This is a genomic window from Pedobacter sp. GW822-FHT03F06 (genome assembly GCF_058801365.1).
Window position 1 is genome coordinate 82,514 of sequence record NZ_JBXANE010000001.1, and the last position, 15,724, is coordinate 98,237.

Here is a 15,724-nt window from a genome sequence, read left to right on the forward strand (position 1 = left end):
TCCTCCTCGCAATGACGATTTTGTTGTTCATATTTTACTGCGATTTCAGGTCTCCATTTAAATTATAGCTTTCACCAGCTTTAGTTTCGAACGTAACGTTGTTGTTTTTGTAACGGATTTTACATGGCCCACCTGTTTTGGATTTTATGGTAATTGAGGTCAATAAACCCTTATTCCATGTTAAATCCAGTTCAAATCCACCACGTGCCTGTAAACCTTTAATTTCTCCGTTCGGAATAGCTGCTGGCAAAGCCGGTAAGATATCCAGATAGCCCTGATGACTTTGCACAATCATTTCGGCGATTCCGGCTGCACCTCCAAAGTTTCCGTCTATTTGGAAAGGCGGATGTGCATCGAAAAGGTTCACATAAGAACCTGCACCATTATTGGCTGGCTTCATTAGCATTTTAACCAGTTTCATGGCATGATCGCCATCTTTAAACCTTGCCCAGAAATTAATCTTCCAGGCTAAACTCCAGCCTGTAGCGTCATCTCCACGGTACAATAAAGATTGTTTTGCTGCTTGCATCATCTTCTCGTTACCATCCCAGGTAATATCATTTCCAGGATATACACCCCATAAATGAGAAACATGGCGATGTTTATTGGTCGTATCATCCTTATCTTCCAGCCATTCCTGGAGTTGCCCGTACTTCCCAATTTGATTTGGCGCAATCTGTGCGATCTTCTCTGTTAGGGATTTCCTAAAATTTTCATCTATATTCAATACCTCGGCAGCGGCGATACAGTTCCTGAACAGCGATCTGATAATCTGGTGATCCATTGTTGGGCCAGCAACTAAACCGCCATTTTCGGGCGAATTGGAAGGTGTGCTAATTAACCAGCCTGTTTTAGGATCCTTAATTAAAAAATCTTCATAAAATAAAGCAGCTTGTTTCATTAGAGGGTAAGCCTCACTTTCCAGGAATTTGCGGTCTTTACTGAATTTATAATGCGCCCATAAATGCTCACTTAACCAAGCACCTCCACTTACCCAAATACCATGGTTGGAGGCATTAATCGGTGCTGTACCGTTCCATAAATCGGTATTGTGGTGTAAAACCCAACCACGGGCATTGTAATATGCTTTTGCTGTTTCGGCTCCGGTTTTCGCCAGTCCTTTGATTTTGTTGAAAAGCGGCTCGTTTAAGGCTGATAAATTAAGAATTTCAGTCGGCCAGTAGTTCATTTCGAGGTTAATATTGGTGGTGTACTTGCTTCCCCATGGTGGCGTAAGCAAATCGTTCCAAATCCCTTGAAGATTGGCTGGCTGAGTACCAGGTCTGGAGCTGGAAATCAATAAATATCTTCCATACTGCATATATAAAGCCGCAAAAGCAGGATCATTTGCAGTTGCAAACTTCGATAATCTTTCATCTGTGGGAAGGTGCTCATTATCCGATCGCCCAAAATCAACACTAAAATTGTTGTAATAGCTTTGATATTCTTTAATGTGCTGCTGTTTGATTTCGGTATACGTTTTACCTTTTAAACTATTTAGTGCTTTAATGTTGGCCGCTGCCGCATTCCCGGAAACATCCTGCGCATTGATAAAATTGGTTCCGCCTGTCAAATAAAGTGTCACCTCGTCTGCCTGACTGATGCTGATTTTACCATTAATCACTTTCACAGACCCGTTTTTGATTAAAGCTGTTAATCGGCTTTCTCCCTTAATCGCACCATCTTTTACCTGAATGGATAAAGCAATTACATTATTCGCTAAAGCTTTTATGGATGATTTTCGGTGAGGGCTTGAAAGCGCCGCATCAAAGGTAATGGATGCTTTTTTATCGGCCGTTAAATGGATTACAATGGCCTGGTTTGGCTGACTTGCAAAATACTCACGCTGATAATTTACACCGTTTAGCGTATAAGTTGTTTTTGCAACGGCGGTACTGATGTCTAAAGACCGTTTATAATTAGAAACCATAGATTTGGTCTGCTTGAAATATAGATTCAAATCACCAAAAGGTTGATAACTGCCCTGGTATTGCGGAATAGCTGGCGGATCTTCATCCTGGATCTTATATTTCCACTCCTTAACCAGCGAAATGCCATGTTCCATGCTTTCGCCAACAGGATAAATGCCAATCTTTTTTGTGGTGTCTTTATAACCAGCCAATCCGCCTTTATCGAAGTAATTGAGTACCTGAATGGCAATTACATTTTTACCTTTTTTAATCAGCTTTGCAGGAATAGTATATTTTCTTGGCTCCGCATTATCGGTGCTGCCAACCAATTGACCGTTTATATAAGTGAAATCCTGATCGCGGATGCGGTTAAGATCGAGAACAAGATCTTTTCCTACCCAATTTTCGGGCACGTCAAAAGTGGTTCTGAACCAAACCGCGCCATCCAGATTGGCCAATCCTACAGCTTCCCAACCCTCGTAGGAAGGTACTTTAATCATTTTCCAATGCTGATCATCAAAATTTGCGAATGCAGGATTACCTTGAATGCCCTTGCCAGCTTTCATTTCATTTACCCAAATTCTTCTGTCGCCCGAACTACTTTGCAAGCCCATAAAATGTTCCTGTGCTAAAGCTTCAGCGGCTGCCTGCTTTCCTTCAAAAAGTAATTTCCTGATCTCGGGCAGATATTGGTAAGCGCCTTTTCGGTTATAATCTCTTGGTTTGCCCGTCCAAACGCTTTCTTCATTAAACTGGATATGATCTACAGCCGTTCCAGCGAAAATCATGGCACCCAATCTGCCGTTTCCGATTGGCAAGGCATCAGTCCACTTTTCGGCAGCCTTATTGTACCATAAAGTATGGTTGTTTTCTTGTGCAAAGCTGCTAAAATGAGCTGTCAATATTAAAAATGATGTACTTAATAAAAGTTTAAACCTCATATTATTGTCCTTTATCGCCCGAAATAATTTCGATGTTACTGTTTACTTCTTTTTCTTTTTTAACTGCTTCTTTCACTCGTCTAAAATTATTATTTCCTAAGAATATATTTTTAGTCTCGGCCCCGTTTAATTTCAAATAAGTAACAGTTTCTTTCGTTGGGAAAGCATTATACAGGAACAGATCAGATACATTAGTGACATCGATTACTGCCGCATTGGCATGAGGTTTATTACTTTTTAAACAATCAACGATTAAATTATTCACCTTTAATGCCTTTATCGATGCGCCTAATTCTGTATTCACCGTTACATTATGAAACTCAATATTACTGGAATTTTGAATAGAAAAGCCAGTTTTGGCATCCATATTAATATCATTGAAAGTAATATTATCGATAGGCATTTCTTCTAACCCATTTAAATAAGCCGCCTGGTTAACCTGGCCTGTGATATTACTGAAATGAATATTCCTAAAAATCGGTGTTCGATCAGAAACGGGTTCTACATTCGTCTTCGCATATTGCATATCAAGTACAATCGCCTGATCTTTAATGTTTTTCATGATGATGTTGCTCACCCTAATGTCTTCAACCACACCGCCCCTGCCACGGGCTGTTTTAATGCGGATCCCCCTATCTGTTCCGTCGAAGACACAGTTCGAGATGGCTATTTTACGTACATCGCCCGACATTTCACTGCCGATTACCACGCCTCCATGACCTGATAACATGGTACAATTGGTAATCACATAATTTTCTGCCGGAACGGCCATTTTTCGTCCAGGGGCATCTTTCCCCGATTTGATGGTAATACAGTCATCTCCCACACTAATGTGGCAATCTGAAATGTGCACATTTTTACAAGATTCAGGATTAATGCCGTCTGTATTTGGCGAATGGGGATTATTGATGGTAACGGCATGAACCTTAACATTTTCACAGAACTCGGGATTTACGGTCCAAAAAGGCGAATTGCGGATAGTTATCCCATCGATCAGTACATTTTTACAGAACATCGGTTGTATAAATGGCGGGCGAAGAAAACCGCGTTTCATCTGCTTAGGATCATCTGGCAAAATAATATCCTGGTTTAAACCGTCAAAAGTAGTTTGCCATTTAGAACGTGCTTGCCCCTCTTTGTAACCTTCTACAAAATCCCACCATTTTTTGCCGTGTCCATCAATAATTCCCCTACCAATAATCGAAATATTTTCTACTTTATAAGCATAAAACAAAGGTGAAAAACTGGTTACATCTACCCCTTCGTAACGGCTTTTTACCATCGGTAAATAATCGTCAAAATTATCGCTAAAATGTAATTCGGCACCGGCATCAATTAATATGGTGATATTGCTTTTTAAATGGATAGCGCCGGTTAGGTATTTTCCGGCGGGGAAATAAACTGTTCCGCCACCAGCTTTTGATGCCGCTTCTATCGCATTTTTTATTGCTGTTGTGGCCAGTTTACTGCTGTCGTTTTTTGCACCGTATTTAATTACGTTGTAATAAGACTGGGCTTTTGCAGTTAAACCGATACCAAAGGCAAGAATAAAAATTAAAGCTTTAATAATATTGATGGAATGTTTCATTTGGTTATATTTTATTGTTTTTTCGTCATTGCGAGGCACGAAGCAATCTTACTACTATCGCTAGGCACAATACTAACGCTTTAGGATTGCTTCGTGCCTCGCAACGAGGATCAGTTTAGTCCATTTTAAGCCCACATCGTCCTCGTTTGTAACGAGGATGCGTGAGAATGGCGATTTCATCGCCTCTTGATCAATTTTATTTCGGTTTGTGAAGACACAGACCAAAGTATTTCATTAATTCATCTGTACCTTTAAAGGCTTTAAATCCTTCCCTTTGTAAATTTCTTTACCATCTGCAAACACCAACAATCCTTTGCCTTTATTATATTTTTTTCCGGTTTTATCCCACAAAATAGTCAATGTTTTATGGTGATACGAAACTTGATCTAATATGAACCAATCCCACTGATTTTTAGGTATTAATGGAAATATCTCAAGCACATTATCCTGACGTGGCTTTATGCCAACCAGATCATTGATGATAAGATCATTAAAGGTAGAATGATTGTAAAAACTGCTTCTTGGATTGTCGCCTTTTAACCATTCCCCTGTTTTCTCATCCTGATACTCACCGATGTAAGGTTTACCGTTTTTAGTATGAGAAGCAGCATATTGATGCAACTCCCGGTAAAAGACTTTGGCATTCATTTTACCGTGTTTTTTATAATTGGTTAACAGATTGGCCAATCCTTTTAAAGTTTGCGAGCTGGCAAAAGGCCAAAGCGCTCCATCCCATTCACAGCTATGTCCGGTTCCCCTTGTTCTAAATGTTGGGTTTCTTCTTTCGGCTGTTGTTAAGCCCCAAGGGGCTTTAAATCCCGCAGTATCGAGTAACTGATCCCAGGCTTTTGCATAATTTGACTGATCATCTGGCAGGTTAAATTCCCATGGAGTAAAACCGATGGCCTCTCTAACATCAGATGAGCCTCCTTTGGCCTTTCTTGTTTCGAAAAATGAAGAAGAAACATTCCACAAACTATCCTGAACTAGTTTTTTGAGTACAATTGCTTTGTTTTTATACTTACTCACAAGTGCTCCATCGCCTAAAAGTGTGGCGATTTTATCCAAAGCCATGGCATTGCCATACATATAACTATTTATGGTTGGGCGTTGGTTCTGGTCTTTACGTGAACCACTGATCGATTCTTCCATGCCATCTTTAACATCATGTTGCCAGAAAAGACCGTTTTTAAGCTGCCTTTCGGCTTCCCACTTGCCATAATCTTTATCCAACGCAGGCAGAATTTCTTTCAAAAATCCCTGATCGGGCTGAACCAGGTAATTCTGATAAACTGCATCATCTACCCAACTGCTAAATTGATGGAAACGTTGTTTCGTTTGGCCAACATCGGCATGGTAAAGCCAAAATTTGATATAATCTTTTAAGTAGCTATTGTCTTTTAACCACCTGCCTTCGTAAATATGATGACCTAATGCACAGCTAATAGAATTATACTTCCCAGCATGTTTAACTGGTTCGATAAATTCGGTAAAAATGAATCCTTCAGGAGTTTTAACCAAATGTTTGCGGTAAGTCCACCAGCGGTAATAATAGTTTTGTTCCAATACCGAATCGGGGCATTCGAATAATGGCGCCTGTTCAGCTAACCACGTAAAGGCTTCGGCATTGGGCACATAGTTTTTCACGGCTTCTGTGTCGATCGAATTGAAATAGGTAACATATTTTTTCAATTTTTCAGTTCCCAGGATTGATTTCTGCTGCGCAAAGCCAGTAATTGTCAATACCGACAATGCTACTGTTGCAATTAAATTTCTTGTATTCATCATTATTCAAATAACCAATCGATGTCTTTTCCTCTGCCATCCAAACCTGCATTAAAAATCCGCAGTTCCTGTTTATCATCAATAAACCCTAAAACCAGGCAGACTCCTTTGCCTAAGTTTAATGCGTGCGTACCTGCTGGGAAAGAATAAGCATGAACATTTACGGGTGGAAAACCATAAGGCACTAACGCATTCGATATCTTGATTTCAGACTGACCATAGTTATTGGCACTCGCATCTGTTTCCAGTTGAGGAGGAGCAAGATATTGAGGATCTTTCTGATTAAAAAAGCCTATCAGTAATTTTACAGGTGCTTTGGTGCTGAATTTAATTTCGGTTCCAATTTTAATCTGCTTTTCTTTTGCCAGTTTAATTCCCTTTAAACCCACCAACTGCGCGGCAACTTCTTTAATCTTAATTGCAGTATCTGCAAAAAGCGGTGCATCTTTGGCTATCACATAACTTTCTGTTTCGTTTAAAACTTTAACATCAGCAGCTTTATAAGGCACTATTGCAGCAACTGTTCCCTGTTTTATTGATTTCAGAGAATCGATACTTCTTTTAAAATGATCAAGTTCTTTATTAAAAACCAGCAACATTTCTTTCCAGTGAATAAAAGTTTTATCTACGCCACGCATCGGGATTTTGCGCTGCTTGGTTTGCATGCTATTGGCGTACAGGTAACTGTGCTCAGTCAATTTAACCAGTCTAGCATAATGATCTACGCTTTTTTGGAGAAAAGGTAATGCCTGTTCCAAGTCAGCTACCTGGTTTGAATTTTTATATCGCAGTATCCACAGGGCTGCCTTAACTTTTTCAGCATAAAAATTAGCCATTTCATCATAACAATAGATATCATTTCTAAGTCGCTTAAACTCTGCAGTATCTTTTGTTATGCCGGGTGCAGCTTCATTAATAGATTGAATGGCTTTTTTACCATGTTCAACCACTTCGCTTGCCACCTGAACCGGGGTTTCTCCAATGTGACCTTGTTTCTTCCACTCTTTTTCTGCGTATTCGATAATCATTTCGCCTTCTGGCGCTTCCGATTCGTACATTAAGGTAAACAAGCCATAACGGAACGGATTAATGAGTTGAGTCATCAACATGCCCAGCGTTAAGGTTTGTCGGTTACCATCCGTAATGCCGTATCTACGCAAAAGTTTGGGTGATATCTCACCCGATTCTTCGTAAGCATTCAGAATGGCTTTACCTGCGCTTAAAGTAGCACCATATTTATCGGCTAATTCTTTGCCCCAATAGTTAATTTCTCCACTACGGTCTCTTTGCGAATTCCACGAATATCTTGCCCATTCTTTGTACCAGATCCAATCACGGTCTACCTCCAGTAGTCTGCCTTTTACCTCATCGGCTGAATAAGGCCAATCCCAATAACTCGCTTGAGGATATAAATGCAAACCTTTTGCACCATAAATCTTGTTCATCGCCTGAACTGATTTCTGGATAAAGTCTGCCGAACCGTAACGAAACGGCTCTAGATTAGCTAAAATATGGACATTTGAAATGTTAATGGTACCAGTAGCGGCTAATTTCCTGTTTAAATCGGCCCAGGCGCCACGTGGCGTATAAGTAGTTAAAGCCTCGCCATTAAACTTATTTTCGGTATACAGGTTTTTATAAAAGGGCAGCGCTGCTTTCATCACACTTGGTGCGTCAGTATCATGTGCACGCAATACAATCGGAGGTTCGTCCTTAATGCCCGCGGCTTTTAATCCATCTTTAACACCTGGGATAATCGTTTTGGTAAACCAATCAATGTCATCCTGCCCCACACCTTCCATTGCTTCGCCCAAAGCCACCATTAAGCCTACATTGGGATATTTTTCTACAAATGAGGCGATCGATTTACGGGTATAATCAGCAATTAAAGGAATAATCGGACGGTTTCTGTCTTGTGTTTTTAAGCCGTGTTTATCGGCAAATGGTTTTGGAATAATAATATTGTAAAACATCTGGATTACCCAGATGCCGCGTTTATCAGCTTCCTTAGTCAAAAACTGGAAGATTTCTTCATTCTTTTTTAAAGTCGCATCATCCACCTCTACTGCATAAGGATAATCTTTTAAGCGCAGCAGCGATGAAAAAGGATGTCCGTTCCATAAATAAAGTGAATTATAGCGGTTTTCGACCATCATATCCAGGTATTTGATCCATAATGCCTTATCGTAAAGCCAGGGAAAAGTTTCCGGGGTGTAAGGATACTCATAAACATCGTGGCCAGGCAGATAATCTGGTTTTTGCAGACCAATACAAGTACCTCTTAATACCATTTCAGGCTGGTCGGAAAGCGCAAGCTGGGCAGGTAATTTACCACTACCCTTGATTTGATCTGCGAGTTCTATGCAGCCATATAAGGCACCCGATGCATCGTTGCCGATTATATAAAGCGCCCCGTTTTTTCCGGTATAAATATGAAAGCCCTCTTTTTGGGTCGTTGAAATCTTATTTTTAATCGCTACTGGAAGATTATTGATAAAAAGTTTATCCGAAAATACACCAATCGCAATTGCGTTATAAGTAGTGCTAAGTTTGTCTTTTTGTTCAATTTTTGTTGAGTAATTCAGCTTAGCTAAGGCTTTTGATAACTTTTCGGCACCAAAACGCACACGAACATGATTTTCCGTAGAAATTACAATTGTTTTCGGCACCCGAACACTGGCCTTAGAAAATGATATCGATAGAAAATAACAGGAAATAAAAATCAGAAAATTTCTCATTCAAATTGGCTCTAATAACAAAACCTATTTTCTAGGTTTTTGTGTAATATTTGGTTAATATTTATTTTTAAATATAAATGTAATATTCAAATATAAGTAATAATACCGAATGGCTTTGTAAAATTTATGCAAGGTAAGGCCATTGGAATATCCAGAATGGCGTATGACAATATCTGTTAATATTTAGACAAGAAGATAAAATTTTTAATCAACAATATTTATTTTATTTGTATTCGTATTCTAATCAATTATAATTTATAATCATATACATGTTTTCACTAAAAAACAAAAAAGCCGTAGTTACAGGCGGGGGAAGCGGCATAGGAAAAGCTATTGCTACCATTTTAGCTAAACAGGGTGCTGAGGTACACATCATCGAATTGGGAACAGAACACGCCCAGGATACTTTAGATGAAATTAAAACAAATGGTGGATCAGCATTCAGTTATGGATGTGACGTTTCAGACCATAAAGCGGTTCACGAAGTTTTTAAACAGATCGGAAATATCAATATCCTGATCAATAACGCGGGCATTGCACATATTGGCAAAGCCGATACTACAGATGAAGCTGATTTTGACCGTGTAATGCGCGTAAACGTGAAAGGCGTTTATAACTGTTTGCATGCAGCTATCCCACAGATCCGTTTATCTGGTGGTGGCGTGATTATTAATATGGCCTCAATTGCGGCGCTAATTGGTCTTCCAGATCGTTTCGTTTATAGTGCTGCAAAAGGTGCTGTAAAAGCAATCACCATGAGTGTAGCGAAAGATTATATTGGCGAAAACATCAGGTGTAATTCAATTTCGCCAGCAAGGGTTCATACCCCATTTGTTGATGGCTTTTTAGAGAAAAACTATCCGGATAATATCCCAGAAATGTTCGAAAAACTTTCTAAAACACAACCAATTGGCAGAATGGCCAAACCAGAAGAAGTTGGTGCCCTGGCTTTATACCTATGTAGCGATGAAGCTTCATTTATTACAGGTTGCGATTACCCAATTGACGGTGGATTTACTACCTTAAACAATTAATAAATATTTTCAAATACAATAAAGAATTTTATAATGAAATTAATACGATTTGGCGAAGCCGGAGCTGAAAAACCTGGGGTAATTATAAACGATAATTATTTTGATGTTTCTGCATTGGTTAAAGATTATAATGAAGAATTTTTTGGTGGCGATGGCTTAAAGAAATTAAAGGCTGCAATTGCATCGGCTGATTTGCCACAGGTTGATAAAAGTGTACGCCTTGGTCCTGCCCTGGCCCGTCCTTCTAAAATTATCTGTGTGGGCCTAAACTATAAAGACCATGCTGCAGAAACCAACGCGCCTATCCCATCAGAGCCAATTTTGTTTTTCAAAGCTACTTCCGCTATTGTTGGACCAAACGATGACCTGATCATTCCAAAAAACAGTAAAAAAACCGACTGGGAAGTGGAATTGGCGATTGTGATCGGCAAAAAAGCAAGTTATGTTGCTGAAGAAAATGCTTTGGACCATATCGCTGGTTATGTTTTGCATAACGATTATAGTGAGCGCGAGTTCCAGATCGAAAGAAACGGACAATGGGTAAAAGGAAAAAGCTGCGATACCTTCGCACCTATCGGGCCATTTATCGCTACTCAGGATGAAATTGCCGATGTGCACAATCTTCGTCTTTGGTTAACGGTGAACGGAAAAACCTTGCAGGATGGCAATACCTCAAATCTGATTTTTAATGTTCCGTTTATGATTTCATACATCAGCCAGTTTATGACACTTTTACCAGGCGATGTAATTACAACTGGAACACCTGCTGGCGTAGGCTTAGGTCAAAAACCTGAACCTTGGTATTTAAAAGCTGGTGATGTGGTAGAATTGGGTATCGATGGCTTAGGCTCGAGCAAACAAACGGTTAAAGCCTACAGTGGGAACTAATATGAAAAGATACTGCTTGACACTCGATCTTGTAAATGATGAAAAGCTGATAGAAGCGTATAAGCAGTATCATCAGTCGGTTTGGCCTGAAATTAAAGAAAGTATTACTTCTTCTGGAATTGATAATCTGGAAATCTATTTATTAGGAAACAGGCTGTTTATGATTATGGAAGTGAATGACAGCTTTTCTTTTGAGGAAAAATCGAAAGCCGATTTAGCCAATCCAAAAGTGCAGGAATGGGAAAATTTGATGTGGAAATTCCAGCAGGCACTACCCGGTTCTAAACCTGGAGAAAAATGGATGCTAATGGATCAGATTTTTAAACTTTAAATGCTTTTTATGATTGATACACACGTACATTTTTGGAATTTCGATCCGGTTAGAGATAGCTGGATAAATGAAGATATGTTTGCCATCCGTAATGATTTTTCTCCGAAAGATCTTAAAGCGGTTTATCACGATCTTCAAATTACAGGATGTATTGCTGTACAGGCCAGCCAATCGGAAGAAGAAAACCAGTTTTTGTTATCGCTGGCAGAACAAAATGAAATTGTAAAGGGTATTGTAGGATGGGTAGATTTACTCGATCCAAATTTAGACGAACGTTTAACTTACTGGAGCAATTTCAAGAAGATTAAGGGCTGGCGACATGTTTTACAAGCTGAAAACAGTGATTTCATCCTGAACAAAAAGTTTATTGCCGGTATTAATCTTCTAAAAAAATACAGTTACACTTACGATTTATTGTGCTATCACAATCAATTAACTGATATTATCAAAATGGTTGATCAAATCCCTGATCAACCATTTGTATTGGACCATTGTGGCAAACCAGATGTAAAAAGCAAGGATTTGAAATCATGGGCGGCAAATATTAAAACCTTGGCTTCAAACCCAAATGTAAGCTGCAAAGTTTCTGGCTTATTGGCTGAAGCAGACTGGAAAAACTGGACAGAAAAAGAACTTTTTAATTGCTTCGATGTCGTATTTGAACATTTTGGTGCTGAAAGAGTGATGTATGGCAGCGATTGGCCGGTAATGCTGCTCAGCAGACCTTATCAGGATTGGTTTGATTTAGTTGCAAAGTACACAGAGCGATTCTCTGCAGAAGAACGTAAACTGATTTTTAGCGATAATGCTAAGATTTTTTATGGAGTTTAGTTTTATGAAACGGCCGTCATCTCGACTGGAACGCAGTGGAATGGAGAGATCTATTATGCATGAAAGATTCTGAAATAATTCAGGCTGATGATGTGCTGGAATGATCATCTCGACTCGACCATAACAAAATGGCGAAATCTTTGAATCTGTCATGTCAGTTTAAACAGATTTCTCGACTTTGCTGCACTCCGCTCGAAATGACGGATTAAGTTTATAGCTAACGCTCGTTTAAAACGATCATGTAATAGCATCTCGTATTTTACAATATAATTGTAAGTATACCTAACATAAAACGATAATTACAAAACAGCAGATAGAGCAGGATGGAAAATATAATATAAAATATTAGTTTTCGCTTTCTAAAATAGATCTGACCATTACAATATTTAAATATGAGTAAAAAGATTACATTTCCTTATAATTCTCAATTCCCTTCTGTAGCCGACTTAAGAAAAAAGGCAAAATCAAGGATTCCTAAATTTGCTTTTGACTACCTGGAGGGCGGTTGTAATGAGGGGCTTAATTTATCGCGAAACGAGAGCGATTTCGACAATATTTACCTTAAACCGAATTATTTACGTGTTGGTGGAGACATCGACATGTCGGTTGAATTATTTGGCCGTCGTTACAGTGCTCCGTTTGGGGTATCTCCGATTGGTTTGCAAGGTTTGATGTGGCCTAATGCACCCGAAATTTTAGCCAGGGCTGCCGCCAAAGCCGATATTCCTTATACATTAAGTACCGTATCCACCAGTAGTATCGAACGAATTGCCGAAGTATCTGAAGGAAAAGCATGGTTTCAATTGTACCACCCTACCGAGAATAGCCTGAGAGATGATATCTTAAAGCGCTTAAAAGCAGTCGAATGCCAGGTATTAGTGGTTCTGGTAGATGTGCCTGCATTTGGTTTGCGATATAAAGAAATTAAGAGTGGATTATCTATCCCTCCAAAAATGTCAATCAATAATATCTTGCAGGCTTTTGCCCGTCCGCTATGGGGAATTAAAACCCTACAGCATGGAATTCCATCATTTGCTACCTTAAAGCCTTATATGGAAAAAGGAATGGACATGTCGCAACTGGGACAGTTCATGAACAAAACATTTACCGGTAAGGTTGATATTGAAAAGGTTGCTGCCATTCGTGATCTTTGGAAAGGACCTTTAGTACTGAAGGGAATCGCAACTGATGAAGATATGCAGGCTGCTATCCAGATCGGTGCCGATGGTGTGATTGTTTCCAATCATGGCGGCAGACAAATTGACGCAGGCGAATCCTCAATCAATTCACTGATCAAATTGGCGAACAATCCACTATACAAATCGAAATTGAAGATCATGTTAGATGGTGGTATCCGTTCTGGCGTCGATTTAGCAAGAGCACATGCCGTTGGCTCTGAATTCAACTTTATGGGCCGGCCTTTTATGTATGGAGTTGGCGCTTTAGGTAATGAAGGAGGTGATCATACCATCAATATGTTCAAAACTCATTTATACCAGATCATGCAACAATTAACCATTGAGAAAATTACACAATTTCCCGATAGGTTATTAAACCCTTAAAGCCGAATTTGCAGGTAAAACAAACAAAAAAGCAAGACTTTTAGTCTTGCTTTTTTGTTTGAAATTTGATCATGATCTTAGTCAATTTTCTGAAGTATTGTTATTTCAAAAACTTGTATGTTGTACTTGTTTTATAAGTTTCACCTGGTTTAAGCACTGTCGAAGCAAAATTTGCATGGTTCGGCGCATCAGGAAAATGTTGTGTTTCTAAACAAAAAGCTGAACGGTGAGGATATGATTTTCCACGCTTACCGTCTTTATCAGCACCTGTTAAGAAGTTGCCGCTATAAAACTGCAGGCCTGGTTCAACCGTATAAACTTCCATCGTTATTCCTGTAACTACACTTTTAACGGTTGCAATAGCTGTTTTGCCATCATGATGGGTCAATACAAAATTATGATCGTAACCTTTGCCGAACTTTAACTGCTGATCATTTTCTTCAATCGATTTTCCGATGGTTTTCGCTTTGTTGAAATCGAAAGCTGTTCCAGCTACAGGCTGCAATTTACCTGTCGGGATAAGCGTAGAATCTACTGGTGTGTAGGCATTTGCATCAATCGTCAGTTCATGATCCAAAATCGTATTGTTTCCCTCACCATTTAGGTTAAAATATGCATGATTGGTTAAATTTACAACAGTAGTTTTATCAGTAGTAGCTAAATACTCAATCTGTAAAGCATTGTCATCAGTTAAAGTATAAGTTACCTTCACATCTAATTTCCCTGGATAACCTGCTTCACCATCATTTGAAACATAATTCAGCTCCAATTTTTGGCTATCTAATTGTTTAGCATCCCAAACTTTCGAGAAAAAGCCATCCGTACCACCATGTAAGGTATTAACGCCATCGTTAAGCTGTAAGGCATATTCTTTCCCATCCAGGGTAAATTTACCTTTACCAATGCGGTTTCCATATCTTCCAATTAAGGCACCAAAAAACGGCTCGCCTTTTTTGCGGTACGCACCTACGCTATCATAACCTAAAACCACATCAGTTAACTTATTATTTTTATCGGGTACCAAAAGCGATACTACCCTACCCCCGTAATTGGTAATAGAAACCGAAGCACCTTGTTTGTTTTTTAAAGTATAGAGCTTCACACTTTTCCCATCTATGGTAGTAGTATATTTTAATGAATCAGTTTGCTCAGTTGTTTGCGTTCCTTTATCTGATTTTTGGTTACAAGAAGTAAAAGCAACAGCTAAACACAATGTAGCGAAGGGCAAAGCCTTAAGAAATATTTTTTTCATGGATTAAAAATTTGAGGAAGCAGACCTGTAATTGCATGCAAAATCAGACACGGCTTCATATGATTTATTTTTGGTTAAGGCTAATGTAGGAAAAAATTATTAACGTCAAAGTAACGATTATACTTATTATTTTTTCATAATATCGGTGCGGATTCTCAACAGTAAAAAAAATCACATAATTTAGCAGCCATATGCATAATTTAAATTTCAAGCCAAAGGCTTTTCTTTTTGATTTGAACGGCACGATGATTAACGATATGGAATACCATACCTTAGCCTGGTACAGCATCATCACAGAAGATTTGGGTGCCAAACTTGATTATGAAAACGTAAAAAAGGAAATGTATGGCAAAAACCACGAAGTTTTAGAACGCATTTTCGGAAAAGATAAATTTAACACTGAAGAAATAGAACGCCTTTCTATTGATAAAGAAAAGCGTTATCAGGAAGGTTACATGCCGCATTTAGCGCTGATTGAAGGATTGGATCATTTTTTGGAACGCACAAAAGAGGCTAACATTCCAATGGCGATCGGATCTGCTGCAATACCTTTTAATATAGATTTTGTAGTAGATGGATTGAATATCCGTCGCTATTTGGATGCAATAGTTAGTGCAGATGATGTAAAAACAAGCAAGCCGGATCCCGAAACTTTTCTAAAGGCAGCGGCAGCATTAAATGTTACACCGGCAGATTGCCTGGTTTTCGAAGATGCACCAAAGGGTGTAGAATCGGCTTTAAATGCAGGTATGTCTTGCATTGTACTAACCACAACACATACTATCGAAGAATTTGAAGGTTATCCGAATATCTTGGGTTATATTACAGATTATAACGATGCTAAATTAAATACGCTATTTTAAC

The 15,724-nt window shown here is 38.9% G+C and carries 11 protein-coding genes; 6 read left to right on the top strand and 5 right to left on the bottom strand.

Features of this window, described 5'->3' with window-relative positions; genetic code table 11:
* Positions 1-34: 34 nt before the first annotated feature.
* The 4 genes from AC1RJ8_RS00235 to AC1RJ8_RS00250 all read right to left on the bottom strand — a co-directional run bounded on the left by AC1RJ8_RS00235 (position 35) and on the right by AC1RJ8_RS00250 (position 8,962).
* Positions 35-2,851, bottom strand: coding sequence for a glycoside hydrolase family 95 protein (locus AC1RJ8_RS00235; protein WP_492952331.1), 2,817 nt, complete (start codon positions 2,849-2,851; stop codon positions 35-37).
* Position 2,852: 1 nt separating this feature from the next.
* Positions 2,853-4,439, bottom strand: a complete 1,587-nt coding sequence (locus AC1RJ8_RS00240; RefSeq protein ID WP_492952330.1) for a glycoside hydrolase family 28 protein — start codon at positions 4,437-4,439, stop codon at positions 2,853-2,855.
* Positions 4,440-4,673: 234 nt separating this feature from the next.
* The gene (locus AC1RJ8_RS00245; RefSeq protein WP_492952329.1) at positions 4,674-6,227 is read right to left on the bottom strand and encodes an MGH1-like glycoside hydrolase domain-containing protein; all 1,554 of its coding nucleotides are present in this window, start codon (positions 6,225-6,227) and stop codon (positions 4,674-4,676) included.
* Positions 6,227-8,962, bottom strand: coding sequence for an alpha-d-galacturonidase (locus AC1RJ8_RS00250; protein ID WP_492952328.1), 2,736 nt, complete (start codon positions 8,960-8,962; stop codon positions 6,227-6,229). The genes AC1RJ8_RS00245 and AC1RJ8_RS00250 overlap by 1 nt, the downstream gene beginning before the upstream one ends.
* A 269-nt stretch (positions 8,963-9,231) precedes the next feature.
* Between AC1RJ8_RS00250 and AC1RJ8_RS00255 the strand changes: the two genes are divergently transcribed.
* From AC1RJ8_RS00255 to AC1RJ8_RS00275, 5 genes are all read left to right on the top strand, one after another.
* Entirely contained in the window at positions 9,232-9,996 is a 765-nt protein-coding gene (locus AC1RJ8_RS00255; protein WP_492952327.1) for an SDR family NAD(P)-dependent oxidoreductase, read from the top strand.
* 33 nt (positions 9,997-10,029) lie between these two features.
* Positions 10,030-10,884 (top strand): fumarylacetoacetate hydrolase family protein, encoded by an 855-nt coding sequence (locus AC1RJ8_RS00260; protein ID WP_492952326.1) that lies wholly within the window; start codon positions 10,030-10,032, stop codon positions 10,882-10,884.
* Position 10,885: 1 nt separating this feature from the next.
* On the top strand, positions 10,886-11,215 hold the full coding sequence (locus AC1RJ8_RS00265) for an L-rhamnose mutarotase (RefSeq protein ID WP_492952325.1): 330 nt from the start codon (positions 10,886-10,888) through the stop codon (positions 11,213-11,215).
* Between the two features lie 9 nt (positions 11,216-11,224).
* Positions 11,225-12,046 (top strand): amidohydrolase family protein, encoded by an 822-nt coding sequence (locus AC1RJ8_RS00270; RefSeq protein WP_492952324.1) that lies wholly within the window; start codon positions 11,225-11,227, stop codon positions 12,044-12,046.
* A gap of 392 nt (positions 12,047-12,438) precedes the next feature.
* Positions 12,439-13,608: an alpha-hydroxy acid oxidase gene (locus AC1RJ8_RS00275; RefSeq protein ID WP_492952323.1), complete on the top strand. Its 1,170-nt coding sequence runs from the start codon at positions 12,439-12,441 to the stop codon at positions 13,606-13,608.
* Between the two features lie 100 nt (positions 13,609-13,708).
* Here the strand turns inward: AC1RJ8_RS00275 and AC1RJ8_RS00280 are convergent, their stop codons facing one another.
* Positions 13,709-14,860 (bottom strand): aldose epimerase family protein, encoded by a 1,152-nt coding sequence (locus AC1RJ8_RS00280; RefSeq protein WP_492952322.1) that lies wholly within the window; start codon positions 14,858-14,860, stop codon positions 13,709-13,711.
* Between the two features lie 191 nt (positions 14,861-15,051).
* Here AC1RJ8_RS00280 and AC1RJ8_RS00285 point away from each other — a divergent pair, with 191 nt between their 5' ends.
* Entirely contained in the window at positions 15,052-15,723 is a 672-nt protein-coding gene (locus AC1RJ8_RS00285; protein WP_492952321.1) for an HAD family hydrolase, read from the top strand.
* The last annotated feature ends 1 nt before the right edge of the window (position 15,724 follow it).

What these genes read in the sequence shown, in the direction of transcription:
- AC1RJ8_RS00235 (WP_492952331.1), bottom strand. Translation starts at nt 2,851, where the DNA reads ATGAGGTTTAAACTTTTATTAAGTACATCATTTTTAATATTGACAGCT.
- AC1RJ8_RS00240 (WP_492952330.1), bottom strand. Translation starts at nt 4,439, where the DNA reads ATGAAACATTCCATCAATATTATTAAAGCTTTAATTTTTATTCTTGCC.
- AC1RJ8_RS00245 (WP_492952329.1), bottom strand. Translation starts at nt 6,227, where the DNA reads ATGATGAATACAAGAAATTTAATTGCAACAGTAGCATTGTCGGTATTG.
- AC1RJ8_RS00250 (WP_492952328.1), bottom strand. Translation starts at nt 8,962, where the DNA reads ATGAGAAATTTTCTGATTTTTATTTCCTGTTATTTTCTATCGATATCA.
- AC1RJ8_RS00255 (WP_492952327.1), top strand. Translation starts at nt 9,232, where the DNA reads ATGTTTTCACTAAAAAACAAAAAAGCCGTAGTTACAGGCGGGGGAAGC.
- AC1RJ8_RS00260 (WP_492952326.1), top strand. Translation starts at nt 10,030, where the DNA reads ATGAAATTAATACGATTTGGCGAAGCCGGAGCTGAAAAACCTGGGGTA.
- AC1RJ8_RS00265 (WP_492952325.1), top strand. Translation starts at nt 10,886, where the DNA reads ATGAAAAGATACTGCTTGACACTCGATCTTGTAAATGATGAAAAGCTG.
- AC1RJ8_RS00270 (WP_492952324.1), top strand. Translation starts at nt 11,225, where the DNA reads ATGATTGATACACACGTACATTTTTGGAATTTCGATCCGGTTAGAGAT.
- AC1RJ8_RS00275 (WP_492952323.1), top strand. Translation starts at nt 12,439, where the DNA reads ATGAGTAAAAAGATTACATTTCCTTATAATTCTCAATTCCCTTCTGTA.
- AC1RJ8_RS00280 (WP_492952322.1), bottom strand. Translation starts at nt 14,860, where the DNA reads ATGAAAAAAATATTTCTTAAGGCTTTGCCCTTCGCTACATTGTGTTTA.
- AC1RJ8_RS00285 (WP_492952321.1), top strand. Translation starts at nt 15,052, where the DNA reads ATGCATAATTTAAATTTCAAGCCAAAGGCTTTTCTTTTTGATTTGAAC.